Annotated in this window: 20 protein-coding genes; 10 read left to right on the forward strand and 10 right to left on the reverse strand. The window is 64.6% G+C overall.

The window, feature by feature from the left end; all coding sequences use genetic code 11:
• Positions 1-96: 96 nt before the first annotated feature.
• Both U0025_RS23960 and U0025_RS23965 read right to left on the reverse strand, forming a co-directional pair.
• Positions 97-1,437 carry an alkaline phosphatase family protein gene (locus U0025_RS23960; RefSeq protein WP_004210289.1) on the reverse strand — a complete coding sequence of 447 codons (1,341 nt, stop codon included), beginning with the start codon at positions 1,435-1,437 and terminating at the stop codon, positions 97-99.
• A gap of 1 nt (position 1,438) precedes the next feature.
• The gene (locus U0025_RS23965) at positions 1,439-3,709 is read right to left on the reverse strand and encodes a TonB-dependent receptor (RefSeq protein ID WP_004210291.1); all 2,271 of its coding nucleotides are present in this window, start codon (positions 3,707-3,709) and stop codon (positions 1,439-1,441) included.
• A gap of 219 nt (positions 3,710-3,928) precedes the next feature.
• On the opposite strand from U0025_RS23965, the gene U0025_RS23970 reads away from it, so the two are divergent.
• Entirely contained in the window at positions 3,929-4,369 is a 441-nt protein-coding gene (locus U0025_RS23970) for an acyl-CoA thioesterase (protein WP_004210293.1), read from the forward strand.
• A 14-nt stretch (positions 4,370-4,383) separates the two neighbouring features.
• Here U0025_RS23970 and U0025_RS23975 read toward each other — a convergent pair whose 3' ends face one another.
• Positions 4,384-4,770 carry a DUF983 domain-containing protein gene (locus tag U0025_RS23975; protein ID WP_004210295.1) on the reverse strand — a complete coding sequence of 129 codons (387 nt, stop codon included), beginning with the start codon at positions 4,768-4,770 and terminating at the stop codon, positions 4,384-4,386.
• 93 nt (positions 4,771-4,863) lie between these two features.
• On the opposite strand from U0025_RS23975, the gene pabB reads away from it, so the two are divergent.
• From pabB to U0025_RS24010, 7 genes are all read left to right on the forward strand, one after another.
• Positions 4,864-6,042, forward strand: a complete 1,179-nt coding sequence (gene pabB, locus U0025_RS23980; protein ID WP_004210296.1) for an aminodeoxychorismate synthase component I — start codon at positions 4,864-4,866, stop codon at positions 6,040-6,042.
• Between the two features lie 32 nt (positions 6,043-6,074).
• Positions 6,075-6,698, forward strand: coding sequence for an aminotransferase class IV (locus U0025_RS23985; RefSeq protein ID WP_004210299.1), 624 nt, complete (start codon positions 6,075-6,077; stop codon positions 6,696-6,698).
• Positions 6,699-6,883: 185 nt separating this feature from the next.
• Positions 6,884-8,086, forward strand: coding sequence for a pyridoxal phosphate-dependent aminotransferase (locus U0025_RS23990; protein ID WP_017500850.1), 1,203 nt, complete (start codon positions 6,884-6,886; stop codon positions 8,084-8,086).
• Between the two features lie 310 nt (positions 8,087-8,396).
• A complete protein-coding gene (locus tag U0025_RS23995; RefSeq protein ID WP_004210303.1) occupies positions 8,397-8,558 on the forward strand; it encodes a hypothetical protein in 162 nt (53 codons plus the stop codon).
• Entirely contained in the window at positions 8,545-9,219 is a 675-nt protein-coding gene (gene msrA, locus U0025_RS24000; protein ID WP_004210307.1) for a peptide-methionine (S)-S-oxide reductase MsrA, read from the forward strand. Before U0025_RS23995 ends, msrA begins: the two co-directional genes overlap by 14 nt.
• Positions 9,220-9,289: 70 nt before the next feature.
• Positions 9,290-10,408, forward strand: coding sequence for a zinc-binding dehydrogenase (locus U0025_RS24005; RefSeq protein ID WP_004210309.1), 1,119 nt, complete (start codon positions 9,290-9,292; stop codon positions 10,406-10,408).
• A gap of 36 nt (positions 10,409-10,444) precedes the next feature.
• Complete coding sequence (locus U0025_RS24010) at positions 10,445-10,972, forward strand: GNAT family N-acetyltransferase (RefSeq protein ID WP_004210310.1); 528 nt, start codon at positions 10,445-10,447, stop codon at positions 10,970-10,972.
• A 402-nt stretch (positions 10,973-11,374) separates the two neighbouring features.
• Here U0025_RS24010 and U0025_RS24015 read toward each other — a convergent pair whose 3' ends face one another.
• The 7 genes from U0025_RS24015 to U0025_RS24045 are packed head-to-tail and all read right to left on the reverse strand — an operon-like array spanning position 11,375 to position 16,906.
• On the reverse strand, positions 11,375-11,716 hold the full coding sequence (locus U0025_RS24015; protein WP_004210311.1) for a DsrE family protein: 342 nt from the start codon (positions 11,714-11,716) through the stop codon (positions 11,375-11,377).
• An 11-nt stretch (positions 11,717-11,727) separates the two neighbouring features.
• Positions 11,728-12,495 (reverse strand): HesA/MoeB/ThiF family protein, encoded by a 768-nt coding sequence (locus tag U0025_RS24020; protein WP_004210312.1) that lies wholly within the window; start codon positions 12,493-12,495, stop codon positions 11,728-11,730.
• On the reverse strand, positions 12,492-12,896 hold the full coding sequence (locus U0025_RS24025) for a hypothetical protein (protein ID WP_004210313.1): 405 nt from the start codon (positions 12,894-12,896) through the stop codon (positions 12,492-12,494). The genes U0025_RS24020 and U0025_RS24025 overlap by 4 nt, the downstream gene beginning before the upstream one ends.
• A gap of 5 nt (positions 12,897-12,901) precedes the next feature.
• A complete protein-coding gene (dut, locus tag U0025_RS24030) occupies positions 12,902-13,357 on the reverse strand; it encodes a dUTP diphosphatase (RefSeq protein WP_004210314.1) in 456 nt (151 codons plus the stop codon).
• Positions 13,332-14,576, reverse strand: coding sequence for a bifunctional phosphopantothenoylcysteine decarboxylase/phosphopantothenate--cysteine ligase CoaBC (coaBC, locus tag U0025_RS24035; protein ID WP_004210315.1), 1,245 nt, complete (start codon positions 14,574-14,576; stop codon positions 13,332-13,334). Before coaBC ends, dut begins: the two co-directional genes overlap by 26 nt.
• A 49-nt stretch (positions 14,577-14,625) precedes the next feature.
• Positions 14,626-16,167 (reverse strand): 2-polyprenylphenol 6-hydroxylase, encoded by a 1,542-nt coding sequence (gene ubiB / locus U0025_RS24040; RefSeq protein ID WP_004210316.1) that lies wholly within the window; start codon positions 16,165-16,167, stop codon positions 14,626-14,628.
• A 7-nt stretch (positions 16,168-16,174) separates the two neighbouring features.
• Positions 16,175-16,906 (reverse strand): class I SAM-dependent methyltransferase, encoded by a 732-nt coding sequence (locus tag U0025_RS24045; protein ID WP_004210317.1) that lies wholly within the window; start codon positions 16,904-16,906, stop codon positions 16,175-16,177.
• A gap of 180 nt (positions 16,907-17,086) precedes the next feature.
• Here U0025_RS24045 and mutM point away from each other — a divergent pair, with 180 nt between their 5' ends.
• Together mutM and rpsT are read left to right on the forward strand one after the other, a co-directional pair.
• Positions 17,087-17,899, forward strand: coding sequence for a bifunctional DNA-formamidopyrimidine glycosylase/DNA-(apurinic or apyrimidinic site) lyase (gene mutM, locus U0025_RS24050; protein WP_004210318.1), 813 nt, complete (start codon positions 17,087-17,089; stop codon positions 17,897-17,899).
• 117 nt (positions 17,900-18,016) lie between these two features.
• Complete coding sequence (gene rpsT, locus U0025_RS24055) at positions 18,017-18,280, forward strand: 30S ribosomal protein S20 (protein WP_004210319.1); 264 nt, start codon at positions 18,017-18,019, stop codon at positions 18,278-18,280.
• The last annotated feature ends 431 nt before the right edge of the window (positions 18,281-18,711 follow it).

The raw sequence follows: 18,711 nt of genomic DNA on the forward strand, positions 1-18,711 counted from the left end.
ACCCCGAAAATGACCCTGTTGGATTGGGCGCAAAATTATGTCGCGGGGGTAATGAAGTCCATCGTCGCAGCCGGAAACGATCCGTTGCCGGGTGGATCAGCGCAGGTCGATCGCCGTCGCCTCCGCGTCTGGCAGGCTGGCGCCCATCGCCCTGGCCAGGGTGGGCGCGATCGCGCGCATGTCGATCAGGCCCAAATCCTTGCCCGGCTTCACCCCCGGTCCCATCGCCATGAAGGTGGCGCGCAGATTGGCCGGGCCGGGGAAATAGCCGTGCATGCTCTTGACCGGTGTCGGCGCGACCAGCGGCGCATTGGCGCCACGGAAGATGTCGGTCACGAAGCCGGGCTTGAGGTTGATCGTGAAGCTGGCCTGCGGATTGCCGCCCAGCTTCGTCATCTCCGCCCGGTCGACGATGCGCTCGATGCCGTTGGCGGGGTTGGCGGCCAGCTTGTCGAGCAGGCCCTTCACCTTGTCGGCCAGCATCTTGTCGTCCGGGCGGGCGAGCATGATCGCGGCCGATCCACCGCCGATCCACGGCATGGCCTGCCACGACGCGACCTTGCCGTCCGCGCCAAGGGTGATGAGGCCAGCGTCGATGAAGGGGCGGAACAGGTTGAGGCCGCTATGCGTCGCCTCGAACCCATGGTCGCTGACCAGCGCGATCAGCGCGTCGGGATGGGCCTTGCGCTCGGCCGCGATCAGGTCGCCGACGATCGCGTCGATCTTTTCCAGCACGGCCTTGGCGGCTGGCGTGTCGGGACCGCTGCCATGCTGCTCATGGTCGAGTGCGGTGAGGTAGACGGTCAGGAAGTCGGGCTGGTGCGCGGCGATCAGGGCGGTGGCGAACCGGCCCCTGTTCTGGTCGCCGGACAGGCTTTCATCGATCCCCATGGCATAGGGCTGGCCGACCGCCCGTTCCAGCTCCGCCTTCAAACCCGGCGTCGCCAGCGCATCCAGCAATTGCGCGTCATCGGCATGGCCGGTGCGCCAGATTTGCGGCAGGTTCCAGCTTATGCCCTTCGCGGCGACGCTGACCGGCCAGTGGACATTGCCGGTGGAAAGCCCGGCTTTCGCCGCCGCATCCCACAGCATCGGCACCTTCACATCCTGCGCATACCAATACCAGCCGCCCTGGTTGATCTGCATCGGGTCGAAGCTGTTGTTGCTGACGATGCCATGCTTGCCCGGCGACACGCCGGTCATCAGCGTGGTGTGGCTGGGATAGGTCAGCGTCGGCAGCACGCCGGTGACACCCGATGCATGGGCGCCATCGGTCAGGAACCGGCGCAGATTGGGCAAGGCAAGGCCGCGCTTGTCCGCCTCCAGCACGTCGCCGGGACGCAGCCCGTCGATCGAGATCAGCAGCACCGGCTCGGCCAGCGCCGGGAGCGGCGTGACGGCGAGCAGGGCGGAGGCAAGCAGCGCGGCCTTGTTCATCTTAGAAACCCGCCTTGAGGGTGACGAAGAATTGCTGCGGCGCGCCGATCAGCAGCGTCTGCGCGTCGCCGCTATTGCCAAAGCCGCCCGATCCGATCGTGCTGATATATTTCTTGTCGAACAGGTTGCTGGCGTTGAGCTGCACTTCGATCTGGTCGGTGATGCGATAACCGATCGAGGCGTCCACGATCACCCGGCCATCGACCGACGCATCGTTGGTGTAGCTGTAATAGCGCTTCGACATATAGTTGGCGCCGATCCGGCCGAACAGCGGCCCCTGGTCATAATTGAGTTCGCCGCGCAGCAGATGCTTGGGGCTGTCGACCACGGTCTTGCCCTTGATCGCCGCGACCAGCGTGCCGTCCGAGCTGTTGAGCACATCGTCGCGATAGGTGGCGTCGGTGTAGCTGTAGCTGGCATAGAGGCCAAAGCCCTGGCCCAGCTTCAGGTCGCCCGCCGCCTCGATGCCGACGGCGCGGACATTGCCGACATTCTGCAGCGCGGAGGCAAGGCCCAGGATCGGGCTGCCGACCTGCACCGCCAGCAGGCGGTTGCGGAAATTGACCAGATAGGCGCCCAGCGTGCCGTTGAAGCGCGAACTATTGTAGCGCAGGCCCAGCTCGTACGTGTCCGAGCTTTCCGGCTTCAGATCGTCGCGGATCTGGTCGAAGCCAGCCTGGTTGGTGGAGAAGGGGCCGGTGGTGGTGGCGCTGGCAAAGGCCTTGGTCACCTGGGTGAAGCCACCGAAGATTTCCGCCTCGGGGCTCAGTTCGACGGCGAAGCCAGCATGGGGCTGGAACCAGTCCTCGGCCTTGATCTTGCCCTCGGGGAAGCTGCTCGACACGACCGCCTCGGCCTCGTTGGTGACCTTGAAGCCCTTCCAGCCCAGGTTAATCGTCAGCATGCCCAGGTCGATCTTGTCGCGGACATAATATTGGATCGTGTCGGTGGTGAAGTCGAACTCCCACTGGGTCGCGAACGGGTTCTTGGGATAGTCGCGGAAGGACAGGCCGGCTTCGGTGCGGCTCTTGAACGCATAGAAGCGGCGGGCCTGGTTGAACTTGTTATTCTCGTACCAGGCGCCCGCTTCCAGCGTCTGGACGCCGATCGTCGCATCTACGCTGCCGAAGGCGCCGATCCGATCCATGTCATATTCGGTGGTGCGGATCGACAGCGGCGAACCGCCGGTGGGGCTGGGGACCGAGGGGGTCGCCCACAGGCCCATGCCGCTATTATTGTGATAATAGCCCTTGATCTTGAAATTGGCATGATCGCCCAGCGGCGTGCTGTAGCCGATCGCGCCCAGCCAGTCCTCGCGCAGGCCGGCGGCGTCATAATAGGCGTCCCAGACCGACGTCACATTGTCGGGATAGACGGTGCCGGCGGCGGCGTTGCTGACCGGCGCGCCGGTTTCGCCGCGATTATTGCCGATGTCGGCATAGAGCACGGCGCGGGCATAATCGGGCGACGTATTGTCCCATTTCCAGCCCAGGCGGTTGATCATGTCCATCGACATGTCCTGATAATCCTGCTCGCGGCGGTCCGAATAGCTCAGCCAGCCATCCAGCTTGCCGTCGCCGACCGGGATCACGACCTTGGCATTGACCATATGCTGGTCCTGCGTACCCTGGCCCTTCCACTTGTCGGTCGAGCCGTATGCATAAGAGACATAGCCGCGAATGCCGTCGGCACTGCCCATGTTCAGCCGGGCGAAGGCGCGCCAGGTTTCGTCGCTGCCATAGGTGAGGTTGCCCTGTGCGCCCAGCGCATCGGCCGGATCCATCGAGAAGGTCTCGACCGTGCCGCCCAGATTGCCGGTCGACTGGGTGCCGAGCGAACCCGAACCCTGCGACACGCGGACGGTGCCGATATTCTCGCTGCTGATGGCGCGGGTGATGTGCAGGCCGTTATGATTGCCATAGCTCATGTCTCCCAGCGGAATGCCGTCGAAGGTGAAGCCAAGCTGGTTCTGGTTGAAGCTGCGGATGCTGACGCGCTGCGACCATTCATAGCTGCCGAACGGATCGGACGACTGGAAATTGACGCTGGGCAGCTTCTCGATGGCTTTGAGCGCATTGGTGCCGGGCGTCAGGGTGACGAGATCGCGGGTGGTGATTTCCTGGACCTGGCGGGTCTCGCCGCGGCCAAAGACGATGATGCCGGCGCTGTCCGCATCGGCCGCAGCATCGGCGGCGGGCGCCATGTCCTGGGCAAGGGCGGGTGCGGCGATGCAGGCGGTCGAAGCGAGCAGCAGGCTGAGTGCGTGGCGCATGGTGAAATCCCCCAATCGAATGTGATTGGCGGGCGCTCTAGGCTGGCCATGTTGCACTGCAATGTGACTATCGCGACGCTGCGGCGTCAGTTTCGTGACAATATCGTTATGATTTTGTCTGTGTCATAAAGGTCGCAGTCGCGGCATTTTCGCCGCGAACATTGCATCGCAAGATCGCTGGGCTAAGAGCGAAAAAAACAATTTCAAGGAAAGCAGGACATGGCCAAACCCGAATCCTGGCGGTTCAGTCCCGACGCATATCGCTTCATCACGAGCATCGATACGCGCTTCCAGGATCTCGATACCATGGGTCACATCAACAATGTGGCCATTTCCGGTATCTTCGAAACGGCCCGTATCCGCTTTCATCATCATATGGGCCGCCACCCGCAGGAACAGGGCGTGCGCTGGCTGGTGGCCAATGTGAACCTCAACTTCATCGAGGAATCGCATTTCCCCTATCCGTTCGAGGTCCATTGCGCGATCGGCCATATCGGCCGCACCAGCTGGACGATCAGCTCGGCCGGCTTCCAGAAGGGCGTATGCGTCGCCACCTGCGACACCACCGTCGTCACCCATGGCGCCGAAGGCCGTCGCTCGATCGACGACACGTTGCGCGAAGCGATGGAACTCAACTTCATCCGCAAGCCGGCGGAATAAATATCGGCGCGCCGTCAGGCGAAGCCGTGCATCCGGCGCGACCATTGGAAGGCCAGCACCGCCCCCTTGGCGGGCTGGATCATCGCCAGCCCCAATATCGCCGCCAGCGTCGGCCATAGCACCGCCTGCCAGCCCAATGGGATGGCCAGCGCGGCATTGACCTCGATCATCAGCGGCACCAGCAGATGGCCGAGCAGCAGGATGACGATATAGGCCGGGAAATCATCGGCCTGATGCCCGTCCCAGCGCTGGCTGCAATGGCTGCACGCCGACACCGGTTTCAGGAAGCGCGCGAACAGCTTGCCCTCGCCGCAGGCCGGGCAGCGGCTGCGCAGGCCCAGCAGCAAGGCCGGTTTGAACGGACGCGGTTCGCTCGTCGGGGCAGGGGGCTGGTCGGACATGCCCCCTGTCTAGGCCAGCTTTGCCCCGCCGGGCAATGATGGCGCCACCTGCATCGCTCTTTCGTGCGCGCCAAAGCCTGTTAAGAGGACGCCATGCGCCTGCCTGGTCCCACCGAAGCCTTTGCCCTGTTCGACGATGCGCGCGTCCAGGGGGCAGCGCCCGCGCGGCTGTATCGCGATCCGGTATCAGTCATCGCCGCCTGGCGGATGGAGGAGGTGCAGCCCGCGCTCGATCGCATCGCCGAGGCACGCGAGGCCGGCCTGCATGCCGCCGGCTATATCAGCTATGAAGCCGGGCTGGCGCTGGAGGATCGGCTGGCGCCGATCGCGCACCGCCCGCCCAAGGGCGGGCCGCAAGCCATGCCCTTGCTCTGGTTCGGCCTGTTCGAGGGCTGCCGCTTCATCCCGGCCGATGGCGTCGCGGACCTGCTGCCCGATCCTGCGGCGGTCAGCGTCGATGCGCCCTGGCCTTTGGTCAGCGAGGCCGATTATCGCGCGCAGTTCGACCAGGTGCAGGAACTGATCCGCGCGGGCGACATCTATCAGGTCAATCTGACCTTCCCGTGCGAACTGCGCTTCGCCGGCGATCCGATGGCGCTCTATGCGGCGCTGCGTCCGCGCGCGCAGGCCGGCTATGGCGGCGTCGTCAACATTGGCGGGCATCAGATATTGTCCTTCTCGCCCGAACTCTTCTTTACCCAGGTGCGCGGGCAACTGACGGCGCGGCCGATGAAGGGCACTGCCGTGCGCGATCATGATCCGGATCGGGATGCCGCCCTGGCGACCGAGCTGGCGCGCGATGCCAAGCAGCGCGCGGAAAATCTGATGATCGTCGACCTGTTGCGCAACGATCTGTCGCGGGTGGCGCGGGCCGGGTCGGTCACGGTCCCTGACCTGTTCAAGGTCGAAACCTATCCGACCGTCCACCAGATGGTCTCCACCATTCGCGGCCGGGTGCTGCCGGGGCTGGCGCCGGTCGACGTGTTGCGGGTGCTTTTCCCCTGCGGATCGATCACCGGCGCGCCCAAGGTGCGGGCGATGGAGATCATCGACATGGTCGAGCCTTTTGCCCGCGGCGTCTATACCGGGGCGATGGGCTGGATGGATCCGGCGGGTGACGCGGCTTTCAATGTTGCCATTCGCACCATTTGCGTCGAAGAAGGAAGCGGTATCGGTCGCCTGGGCCTGGGTTCCGGCATCGTTGCGGATTCGGATGCGTCGGCCGAATGGGCGGAATGCCTGGCCAAGGGGCGCTTCCTGTCGCTGGGATGAAAGATGATTGCAGTGGGGCGTGAATAGGTTCGATGTCGGTGGCTGACGGACGATATGATCTGCTCGAGACCATGGCCTTCGATCCGCATGAAGGCGTGCGTCTGCTGGAACTGCATCTGGGCCGGCTGAAGGACAGCGCGCAGGCGCTGGGCTTCGCCTTCGACCGCCACAGCGTGCGCAACGAGCTTCAGGCCGCCACTTTCCGCCTGCGCGAACTCAGCCGCGTGCGGCTGTTGGTGTCGCGCCAGGGCTCGGTGTCGATCGAGGTGCGCGAACATCGCACCTGGCCCAAGGCGATCATGCAGGTGAAGGTCGTGCCCCGGCTCGCCGCCGCCACTGATCCCCGGCTGGAGCACAAGACCACCGACCGCTCCCTCTATCGCGACGCGCTGCAGCGCGGCGGCACCTATGAGGTGCTGATGACCGACGAACAGGGCTATCTGACCGAAGGCTGCTTCTCCTCCATCTTCGTCGAGCGGGGCGACAAGCTGGTGACGCCGCCGGCCTCGCGCGGGCTGCTGCGCGGAATCCTGCGCCAGAGCCTGCTCGATATGGGCGAGGCGGTGGAGGGCGATCTGCGCATCCATGATCTGGAACGCGGCTTCTTCATCGGCAATGCGTCGCGCGGGATGGTCGCGGCCTCGCTGGTCCGATAGTTTTCCTAGGACGCGCACAAGCCAATAACCGGCAACTGGCGGTTGCTCCGGCGTCCTTTGCGCACTAAGGACCGCCGCGTCTGCCTGCGCGGCAGGCAAGGAAATAATATTATTTTTTGTCGCGATGTCGATGAGCGCGGACTCTTTTGTCCGTCTGGGCATCGCTCTGGAGAAAGATCATTGCCATGAGCCAGACTTCCGCAGCCCTCGGTCGCATCCAGCCCTCCGCCACCCTGGCGATGAGCGCGCGCGTGAATGCCCTTAAAGCCGAAGGCGTGGACGTCATTGGTCTTTCGGCCGGCGAACCCGATTTCGACACGCCCGATTTCGTGAAAGAGGCGGGGATCGAGGCCATTCGCAAGAATCTGACCCGCTATACCGACGTCGACGGCACCGCCGACGTCAAGGAAGCCGTCGCCTTCAAGTTCAAGCGCGACAATGGCCTCATCTACAAGCGCAGCCAGATCAGCGTGAACTCGGGCGGCAAGCACACCCTGTTCAACGCGTTGGTCGCCACCGTCGACGTGGGCGATGAAGTCATCATCCCGGCGCCCTATTGGGTCAGCTATCCCGACATCGTGAACTTCGCCGGCGGCACGCCCGTGTTCATCGAAGGGCCGGCCAGCCAGGGCTACAAGATCACCCCGGCCCAGCTCGACGCCGCGATCACCCCGCGCACCAAGTGGGTGATGCTCAATTCGCCGTCCAACCCGTCGGGCGCCGCTTATTCGGCGACCGAACTCAAGGCGCTGGGCGAAGTGCTGCTGCGTCACCCGCATGTGCTGGTGATGACCGACGACATGTATGAGCATGTCTGGTACGCGCCGACCCCCTTCGCCACCATCGCCCAGGTGTGCCCGGACCTTTATGACCGCACGCTGACGGTCAATGGCTGTTCCAAGGCCTTCTCGATGACCGGCTGGCGCATCGGTTTCGCCGGTGGCCCTGAATGGATCATCAAGGCGATGGGCAAGCTGCAGTCGCAGTCGACCAGCAACCCCTGCTCGATCAGCCAGGCCGCTGCCGTGGCTGCGCTGACCGGCCCGCAGGATTTCCTCGAAGAGCGCAATGCCGCTTTCAAGAAGCGCCGCGACATGGTCGTCGCCATGCTGAACGACGCGCCGGGCCTCGACTGCCCGACGCCTGAAGGCGCCTTCTATGTCTATCCCGACGCCAGCGGCGTGATCGGCAAGGTGACGCCCAAGGGCCAGCGGATCGACAGCGACGAAGCGCTGATCGGCTATTTCCTCGACGAAGCGAAGGTCGCGGCCGTCCATGGCGCCGCCTTCGGCCTCTCGCCGGCCTTCCGCATCAGCTATGCGACCTCGGAAGAGGTACTCAAGACCGCCTGCGTGCGCATCCAGGAAGCCTGTGCAGCGCTGAAATAAGCGCCGGCCGATGATTGTCGGCCTGCAATAAGCTCTTGAAAATCCGGTCGCGATACTGTCTATCGCGGCCGGATTTTTCCATTGTCTCAGAAAATGAAACGGTCTTTTTCGCACTGCAGCGTCTTGTGATTGACGCGGCAGGCGCTATATGCCCGTTGCGTAAAGAAACTTATGTGCGGTGGCGTTTCGTCGCTCCGCTCCTGTTCTTGGTCGAAAGCCGCTGTCCGGCGCGATCATGTTCAGACAGGGGCAAGGCGCAATGTCCTACCGGGCGACGATCGCGAAGATATCGCGACAGAAAGGCTTGGCCATGTTGGCGTTTTTGAAATCCGAACTGTTCTTCCGCTTCCTGGGTGGCTTTGCCATCGGGGCGGTCGCGATGTTCGCGCTTCAGCCCAATAATGAGCCGCCGGCGCTGACCTCGACCGCGATCGCGTCGACCGCGACCCCTGTCGGCGGTGCGGCGCTCTAAGGGCCTTTTCCTCCTCCCCCTTGCGGCGCTCGCCGCCGCGTCTTCCCCATTGCATGCCGAACCTGCCGTCCCCGCGCCGATTCCGGCGCTGGATGCGCAGCCGACCCGGTCGCTGGAAACCGCGATCTTTGCGGGTGGCTGCTATTGGGGCGTCGAGGGCGTCTTTTCCCATGTGAAGGGCGTCAAGCTCGTCGTGGCGGGGTTCGCCGGCGGACCGCGCGACCGCAAGGTCGATTATGACATGGTCAGCGGCGGCGATACCGGTTTCGCCGAGTCGGTCCGGATCACCTATGATCCGAAGGTCGTCAGCTATGGCACGCTGCTGCGCATCTTCTTCTCGGTCATCACCGATCCCACCACGCTCAATTATCAGCGGCCCGACAGCGGCACCCAATATCGCAGCGCGCTCTTCCCGCTCAATCCAGAGCAGGACAGGGCAGCGCGCGCCTATCTGGCGCAGTTGCAGAAGGCCGGGTTGTGGCGCGATCCGATCGTGACCAAGGTGGAGGCCTTCACCGGTTTCCAGGATGCCGGGGCCGATCATCAAGACTTCATGGCCCGCTATCCCTATCATCCCTATATCCAGCGCTGGGACATGCCCAAGCTCAAGGCATTCCGCGCCATGTATCCCACGCTCTACCGCGCGGTCCCCGCCGCCTGATCGCACCGATGCTGGCCGATGGCGACGTGGCAGGCTAAGTCCCTTTCATCGCCGCCAAGGGAGCCTCCACATGTCCGACATCACCGGCCTGCACCTTCTCTCGACCCTCGCGCCCGATGGCCGCCTGACCGTATCGCTGGCAGAACAGACCCTGCCAGCGCCGACCGGATCTCAGGTCGTGTTGCGGGTCGAGGCGGCACCGATCAATCCATCCGATCTCGGGTTGCTGTTGGGGTCGGCCGATGTCGACCATGCCGAATATGGCGATGGCTATCTGGTGGCGCAGATGCCCGAGGCGTCGATGCGCGCCATGGCCTCGCGCCTGGGAGACGCGATGCCGGTCGGCAACGAAGGGGCTGGCACGGTGATCGCAGCGGGCGAAGCTGCGGAAGCGCAGGCGCTGCTCGGCAAGCGCGTTACCTGTGTGCCGGGCGGCATGTACGCCCAATATCGGCTGGTCGATGCGCGTGCCTGCATGGTCTTGCCGGATGGCGCCACGGCGGAGCAGGGGGCATCGGCCTTCGTCAATCCGATGACTGCGCTTGGCTTCGTCGAAACCATGCGGGCAGAGGGGCACAAGGCGCTGGTCCATACCGCGGCCGCCTCCAACCTTGGCCAGATGCTCGTCAAGATCTGCCAGGCGGACGACATCCCGCTGGTCAATATCGTCCGCAGCCCGGCGCAGGTCGCGCTGCTGCGCGATCTGGGGGCGCGCCATGTGCTCGACAGCACGGCGGATGATTTTGCCGAACTGCTGGTCGCCGCGCTGACCGAAACGGGGGCGACCATCGCCTTCGATGCGATCGGCGGCGGATCGCTGGTCAGCCGGATCTTGGGCGCGATGGAGCAGGTGGCGAGTGCGGGCGCCATCTATAGCCGCTATGGCTCCGCCACCATGAAGCAGGCCTATATCTACGGCGCGCTCGACCTGTCGCCGACCCTGCTCACGCGCAGCTTCGGCTTCAGCTGGCGGGTCGGCGGCTGGCTGCTGACGCCCTTCCTGGCGCAGGCGGGGGCGGAGACGGTGGAGCGGATGCGCGCCCGCGTGCGTGACAATCTCACCGGCCTCTTCGCCAGCCACTACAAGGCGCGCCTGTCGCTCAGGGATGCGCTGACGCGCGACGCGGTGCTGGCCTATAATGCCCGCCGCACCGGCGAGAAATATCTGATCGTACCGAACGCCGCCTGAACCCTGACATGCACCCATCAAGGAGTGACCTGCGCAATGACCATTCGGGATGCCGGCCCGGCCGATGTGTCGGCCATCGCGGCCATCTATAATGACGCGGTCGTCAACACGACGGCGATCTGGAACGAGCATCAGGTGGATGCCGCCAATCGCCGCGCCTGGCTGGCGGAGCGGCAGGGGCGGGGCTATCCGGTGCTGGTGGCGGTCGATGCGCTGGGCGACGTTGTCGGCTATGCCTCCTTTGGCGACTGGCGCGCCTGGGATGGCTATCGCAACACGGTCGAACATTCGGTCTATGTCCGCGCCGACCAGCGCGGGGCGGGAATCGGCAAGGCGCTGATGCTCGCCCTGATCGATCGCGCCCGCACGATCGGCAAACATGTCATGATTGCCGGCATCGAGGCCGGAAATATCGGATCGATCCGGTTGCACGAACGGCTGGGCTTCGCCCAGGTCGGCCTGCTGCCGCAGGTCGGCATGAAATTCGGCCAATGGCTCGATCTGGCCTTCCTGCAACTGACGCTGGATACACGCGCCACGCCCGACACGCGCCTGGCCGACTAGGACGGCTGGACAGCTCGGACGGTCCGCAGGCGCCCGGTTGCGGACATGTTGCCCCTCCCACAAGCGGTAGGGGCAACAGAAAGCAGGCCGTCCGCTTCCCACCCATCCCGGTCGCTTTCGCGATGAGAGCCCTGTCCTACAGCGGCGTGTCCGGTGTAAAGTTCCGGCCGGCTCTTTTGATCGTCAACCCACTCAATTGTCGTCGATTTTTCGCGGGCCGCGAAAATCTTCCATGGCGCATACGCGCAAACTTTCGACCGTTTCCAGCTAAGGCACTGAAAAGCCTGACGCCACCCTGCGCGACTCGCCGTCTAACAAGTGCTCAAGTCGGGGGAAGTCGTTAATTTAGGGCGTCAAACGACCCAGGTCGGCCATTTCTGCCGCGAAGGTATCCATTGCGGGTCAGGCGATCAGCAGCCGGGCAGCGTCGTCGGTCTGTTGCAGGAAGGAAAGCGGGCCGCCAATCTCGACCCCGGCGGGCAGGGCGTCGGCGGACAGGCCCGACAGGGCAAGGCCGCTCTGGCAGGCGATCAGGGCTACCCCCATGTCCAGCGCCTCGGCCAGCAGTTCGGCGAGCGTCGGCAGGCCCGCCGCCTGATGCGCCGCATCTTCCGGCGCGGCCAGCGGCGACGCCAGCAGCGCCACCGCATCCAGTTGCAGGAACAGGCTGGCCTCGCCGCCCAATGCTGCCTGCGCCGTGGCCATCACCAATGCGCCGCGCAGCCGTTCCGCATCGGCCGTCATGACGACGATCCTCAGGGCGCGCACAGTTCCGCCGCGCAGCCCGGACAGGCCGGATCCTTGGGCACGCCCAGCGTGCGGAACCGCATGGCCAGCAGGTCCGCGATCAGCAACTGCCCCGCCATGTCGGTGCCGAAGGGCACCAGCGCGCGGATCACCTCCAGCGCCGCCAGGCTGCCCATCACCCCGGTCAGCGCACCGATCACCCCGGTTTCCGAACAATTGCGCTCGGGCGCATCGACCGGGCTGCCGACCAGGCAGCGATAACAGGGCTTGTCCGTCTCCCAGCCGCGATAGGTGGCGAGCTGCCCCTCGAACGGGCCGACCGCCGCCGATACCAGCGGCATGCGCAGCGCCTGCGCGGCGTCGGCCACCACCAGCCGGGTCGCGAAGCTGTCGCACCCGTCCAGCACGACATCGGCCTCGCGCAGCAGCATGGCGGCATTGTCCGCATCGATCCGTGCGTTGATCGGGACCAGCTTGATGTCGGGATTGATCCGGGCGACCGCCGTCATCGCCGCTTCCGCCTTGGGCGTGCCGATCTCGGCGGTGCCGAACAATATCTGCCGTTGCAGATTGGACAGGGCGACGGCGTCATCGTCGATCACCCGGATCGTGCCGACGCCGGCGGCCGCCAGATAGAGGATCGCCGGGCTGCCGATGCCGCCCGCGCCGATTACCGCGACATCGGCCGACAGCAGCCGGGCCTGGCCGGCGCCGCCAATTTCCTTCAGCACGATATGCCGGGCATAGCGCTCCAGTTGATCGTCGGTCAGCGTCACGGCGCATCCGACCAGAGGAACCGCACCTGCGAGCGCATCCATACCGGTTCGGCCGAGCCGGTCTTGGGGAAGCTGCGGCCGAGCGAACTCAGAATGCGGTTGCTGACGAATTTTTCCACGCCCGGGCAACTGGCATTGACCGGGGCGATCTTCATCAGCTTGCCGTCCCCGCTCAGCAGGAACAGCATGTCCATTTCCAGATATTGCGATCCCTGGCGATTGACCGCACCGCTGCACGCGCCACGCCGATAGAGCTTGGCGACATCTTCCGACCATTGCGGCGAATTCTTGCGTCCCAGCCAGTCGGGAATCTCCGGTACTTCACTCAGATCCTGCGGCATGGGCTGCGCAGCCTGCGGCGTGGCAGCGGCAAGCATCAGCGAAAGCACCGGCGTCATCATGATGGTCACACTCCCGTAGAACCGAAGCCGCCCTGTCCCCGGACGGTATCGTCGAGCATATCGACCTCGACGAAGCTCGCAAGCTGAACCGGCGCGACCACCAGTTGCGCGATGCGATCACCCCGCTTGATCGGGAAGGGATCGGCGCCATGGTTGATCAGCAGCACCTTGAGTTCGCCGCGATAGTCGGCGTCGATCGTGCCGGGGGCGTTGGGCAGGGTGATGCCATGCTTGAGCGCCAGGCCGGAACGAGGCCGGACCTGAATCTCATAGCCTTCGGGGATCGCCAGCGCAAAACCGGTCGCGACCGGATGGCGATCGCCGGGGTTGAGAATGATCTCCTCGGCCGACACCACATCCATGCCGGCGGCATGCGCGGTGGCATAGGCGGGGACGGGGAGCCCTTCGCCATTGGGCAGGCGCATAAGCTGGATATCAATCGGCGGCAGGGGAGAGGGCATTGGCAACCTTTTCGATGAGTTTGGTGGCGACATCGCTCTTGGCCATGGCGGCCCAGCTTTCGATGCCGGCGGATGTGACGATCTGGACGCTGTTGCTGTCACCGCCCATGACGTCGCCGGACACATCATTGGCGACGATCCAGTCGGCGCCCTTGCGGGCCAGCTTGGCCTGCGCATGTTCGGCGATCTTCTGCGTCTCGGCGGCAAAGCCGATCAGCAGGCGGGGGCGGCGGGCATGATGGCCCAGCGTCGCCAATATGTCAGGATTTTCGACCAGAGCGAGCGGCGCGGGCTGGCCGGAGCCATCCTTCTTCAGCTTCTGTTCGGCGGCGTCGGCGGTGCGCCAGTCGGCGACGGCCGCGACCATGATCGCTGCGTCGGCGGGCAGGGCGTCCTCGACCGCCGCCAGCATCTCGCGCGCGGTCTCGACATCGATGCGGTCGACCCCTGCGGGCGTCGGCAGATGCACGGGGCCCGCCACTAAAGTCACCTTCGCCCCGGCACGCGCAGCGGCGGCGGCGATGGCAAAGCCCTGCTTGCCCGAAGAGCGATTGGCGATGTAGCGCACCGGATCGATAGGCTCATGCGTCGGCCCGGCCGTCACCAATATATGCCGTCCGGTCAGCGGTTCATCCGCGCCGGCGAAATCCGGCTGACCCGCCAGCGGATCGGGCAAAGTCGGAGCGGCCAGCAAGCGCCCAATCTCCGCCGCAATCGCTTCCGGCTCGGGCAGGCGCCCCTTGCCATATTCGCCGCAGGCCATCTCGCCATCGTCGGGCGTCATGATGTGGAGGCCATCGGCATGGAGCTGCGCCAGGTTCCGCTGCGTCGCCTTGTGGTGCCACATGCGCACATTCATCGCCGGTACGGCCAGCACCGGCTTGTCGGTGGCGAGCAATATGGTGGTGGCCAGGTCATCGGCAATGCCCGCCGCCATCTTCGCCAGGATGTTGGCGGTCGCCGGCGCGACGACGATCAGGTCCGCCTGGCGTGACAGCTGGATATGGCCGATCTCGCGCTCTTCCTTGAGATCGAACATGTCACCATAGACATGATCCTCGGTCAGCACGCCCAGGCTCAGCGGCGTGACGAACTGCTGCGCGCTTTCGGTCAGCACCGCGCGCACGGCGATGCCGCGCTTGCGCAACTGGCGCACCAGTTCCAGCGACTTATAGGCCGCAATGCCGCCGGAGACGATGAGAAGGACACGCTGGGTCATGGCCAACATTTGGTCGTGCGACCGGGACTTGTCCAGCCCGGTCGCCGACTTAGAAGAAGGTCGTGGCGGCGGCCATCGCCCCGGCGCCGATCGCCGCCGCCAGCAGCGCAACCAGCCCATAGCGCCAGCCGCCGCCCACCTGGATCAGCTTCACGTCGCCCAGCGGCAGCGGCGGCGGGGCACCGCCCTTTTCGGGGAAGGCGTCTTCGATGCGGCGGACCAGCGCCGGCAGCCGCTGAATCAGGCGCCAATTCTCGATCAGCGCATCAGCGGCCTTGGCTTCCGGCCCCAATTCGGTGCGCAGCCATTCCTTCACATAGGGGCCGCTCGTCTCCCACATGTTGATTTCGGGATCGAGCTGATGGGCGACGCCCTCGACCATCACCATCGTCTTCTGCAGCAGCAGCAGATGCGGCTGGGTCTGCATGTCGAAATCGCGGGTGATGGCGAACAGTCCGTCCAGCATGCCGCCGACCGACAACTCGCTGGCCGGCTTGCCGCGCATCGGCTCGCCCACGGCGCGCAGCGCGGTGGCGAACTCGTCGACATTGTGATGGCCGGGCACATATTGCGCCTCGAAATGGATTTCGGCGACGCGCTTGTAGTTGCCGGTGATCAGGCCATAGAGAATCTCGGCCAACCACATGCGCGCGCGCCGATCGATCCGGCCCATGATGCCGAAATCGATCGCGACAATGTCGCCATTGCCCTTCACGAACAAATTGCCCTGATGCATGTCCGCGTGGAAGAAGCCCTCGGCGATCGCCTGGCGCAGGAAGGCGTTGACCAGCCGCGCGGCGATGTCCTTGAGGTCATGGCCGGCGGCGATCAGCGCATCGCGATCGGAGATCTTGATGCCGTCGATCCATTCCATCGTCATGACCTTGCCGGTCGTGCGATCCCAGTCGATCGCGGGAATGCGATAGCCCGGCATCGCCTCCATCGCCTCGGCCAGTTCCGATGCCGATGCCGCCTCGCGCCGCAGGTCCAATTCGCGGGCCGTCCAGCGCTTCATATTGGCGATCACCAGACGCGGGCGCAGGCGGGCGACTTCGCCGCCCAGCATCTCGACATGGGCGGCAGCCCATTCATAGGTCTGGATGTCGCGGTTGAACTGGTCGATCACGCCAGGGCGGATCACCTTCACCGCGACCTCGCGGCCGTCGCTGGTGACGGCGCGATGGACCTGCGCGATCGACGCGGCGCCCACGGGCAGTTCGTCGAAGCGGGTATAGACCTGCTCCAGCGGCCGGCCGAAGCTCTGCTCGATCTGGGCGCGGATCGTCTCGAACGGGACCGGGGGCAGGGCGTCCTGCAGCCGCAGCAGGTCGTTCGCGGCTTCCTCGCCGACCAGATCGGGGCGGGTCGCCAGCGTCTGGCCCAGCTTGATCGCGGCCGGGCCGATCGACTGGAACGCATCGGCATAGCGTGGCTGCTTGGGCACGCGCGCGCCGAAGCGGGCCAGACGCACCAGCCGGCGCACGGGTGTGGGCGTCAGCGGATCGCGTTCTATGCCAGTGAGGGCGCCATGGCGTGCGAGTGTTCGGCCCCATTTCAGGAGCCGCCAGATATGAGTCGCGTGGGTGGTCATGCGGGCGTCAGATCTTCCAGCCCGAATGGATCGCCACCAACCCACCCAGGATCGGCTCGACCTTGGTGTTCACGAAGCCGGCATCGCGGATCATGCCCTCGAACTTGGGCATGGGCGGGAAGCGGCGGATCGATTCGATCAGATAGCGATAGCTGTCGGCATCATTGGCGAACAGCTTGCCCAGTTGCGGCACCAGCTTGTGCGAATAGCTGTCATAGACGTCGGAAAAGCCCGGCCAGGTGGTGGTCGAAAATTCCAGGCAGAAGAAACGCCCGCCGAACTTCAGCACGCGGTGCGCCTCGCGCAGCGCCTTGTCGATATGGGTGACGTTGCGGATGCCGAAGGCGATCGTATAGGCGTCGAACTCCCGGTCGCCAAAGGTCAGCGTCTCGGCATTCTGTTCCGACCAGATGAGGCCCTCATAGCCCTTCTTCTGCGCCCGCTCGACGCCCACGGCCAGCATCTCGGGATTGATGTCGGACACGGTGATCTGCGCGCCCAGCTTGTGCATGCGAAAAGCGATGTCGCCGGTGCCGCCGGCCATGTCCAATATCTGCTCGCCCGGCTGCGGCTTCACCCGCTTGACGAACTGATCCTTCCACAATCGATGGGCGCCGCCAGACATGGCGTCGTTCATCAGGTCATATTTGGCGGCGACATTGGAGAATACGGCGCGGACCATGCCGGCCTTCTCGGCGGCATCGACGTCGCGATAGCCGAAGGATGCTGTTTCGCTCATGCGGTTCGCTCTAGAGCCTGATCGTGCCAGATGGAAGCGCTATGCGCGCTCACGCGATGCGGCGAATCCCGCTCTTGTGCGATTGCGCAGTTTCAGCGTCAGTCCGGCGCGAAGGCATGGGTTGGGAGCTGGGGGTAAACGCCCCTGTCGTTCCGCTCTCCGGCATCCTACATAGGGGCCATGCCAGAGCTTCCCGAAGTCGAAACCACCGTTTCCGGCCTGCGATCCGTCTTGCAGGGCGCGACTCTCACACGGGTCGAGCCGCGCCGCGCCGATCTGCGCTTCCCGATTCCGGTGGACCTGCGTCAGCGTATGACCGGCGCCACCGTCACGGGCCTGTCGCGTCGCGCCAAATATGGCCTCATCGAAACCGATCGCGGCGACATGATGATCTTCCATCTCGGCATGTCGGGGCGTTGGCGAATCGATCCGGCGGAAATCGGGGCGCATGACCATCTGTTGCTGGAGACGGGCAGCGGCCATCTCCTCTCGCTCAACGACCCGCGCCGCTTCGGTTCGCTGGATCTGGTGCGCAGTGACGCCTGGCAGGGCTATGCCCCCTTCACCCGCATGGGGCCGGAACCATTGGGGCCGGATTTCGACGCTGCCTATCTGGCGAAGGTGCTGGACGGCAAGGCAACATCGATCAAGGCGGCGCTGCTCGACCAGCGCATCGTCGCGGGTCTGGGCAATATCTATGTATGCGAAGCGCTGAACATGGCGGGCATCGCCCCGACTCGAGCGGCGGGCCGCATATCGAAGCCCCGGCTTGGCTTGCTGGTGGAGGCGATTCGCACGGTTCTGTCCGCCGCCATCGTCGCTGGCGGGTCCACCCTGCGCGATTATGCGCGGCCGGATGGCGAATTGGGCTATTTCTCCAACCAATGGCGAGTCTATGGGCGCGAAGGACAGATTTGTCCCTGTGGCGGCACCGTGCAACGCCGAGTCGATGGGGGGCGATCGACCTTCCATTGCCCCAAATGCCAGAAATAGCGGGGGGCTCGCTGGTTGACGACACCCCGGAACAGCTGTAAGGGGCGCACCTTCACGAGGCTGGTTGGCGAATCCGACGGGCCTCTTCCCGAGATTTGATGAGAACCGAGGAATAGAATGGCCAATACGCCGCAAGCCAAGAAGCGCATCCGTCGCAATGAGCGTCGCGCCGCGATCAATGGCGCCCGCATCAGCCGGATCCGCACCCTGGTGAAGAAGGTGGAAGCCGCCATCGTCGCCGGTGACAAGGATGCTGCTGCGACCGCGCTTCAGACTGTCCAGCCCGAACTGGCCCGCGGCGTTGCCCGTGGCGTTCTGCACAAGAACACGGCCGCTCGTAAGTTCGGCCGCCTGACCAAGGCCGTCGGCGCGATCGCCTAAGCCTTACGTTAAGCTACCCGCTTATCTGAAAAGCCCGCTCCGGATCGCCGGAGCGGGCTTTTTCTGCTGGAGTCATGGAATAGTCATTTCCCTGACCCGCGAATTTCTCACGATTCGAGCTGGATTGTCAGAATCGTCTCAAAGTAATTCACTGAAAAATAGTCATAATTTGTGAATCTGCGGTTTTCTGCGGGATTCCCGAGTCAACGTCTTTATTTCAGTTTTTTGAAGCGACCCGCCCTTGATCCGGCGAAGCGGCCCTGTCTATTTTGAACCTCCGGCCGCTGATCGAATCACTTCCTGGCGGTCGTCATAATGTCAGTCGATGTATCAGACTCGGAAGAGCGGGGGCGCTTTTCCGAACCATCTTGTTGCGTCCGATAGTCGTGCCCTCAGGGGCATTTTTGTTGGTATTTTGGGGGCAGCATTCA

This window comes from Sphingobium yanoikuyae (assembly GCF_034424525.1).
Lineage (GTDB): Bacteria > Pseudomonadota > Alphaproteobacteria > Sphingomonadales > Sphingomonadaceae > Sphingobium > Sphingobium yanoikuyae.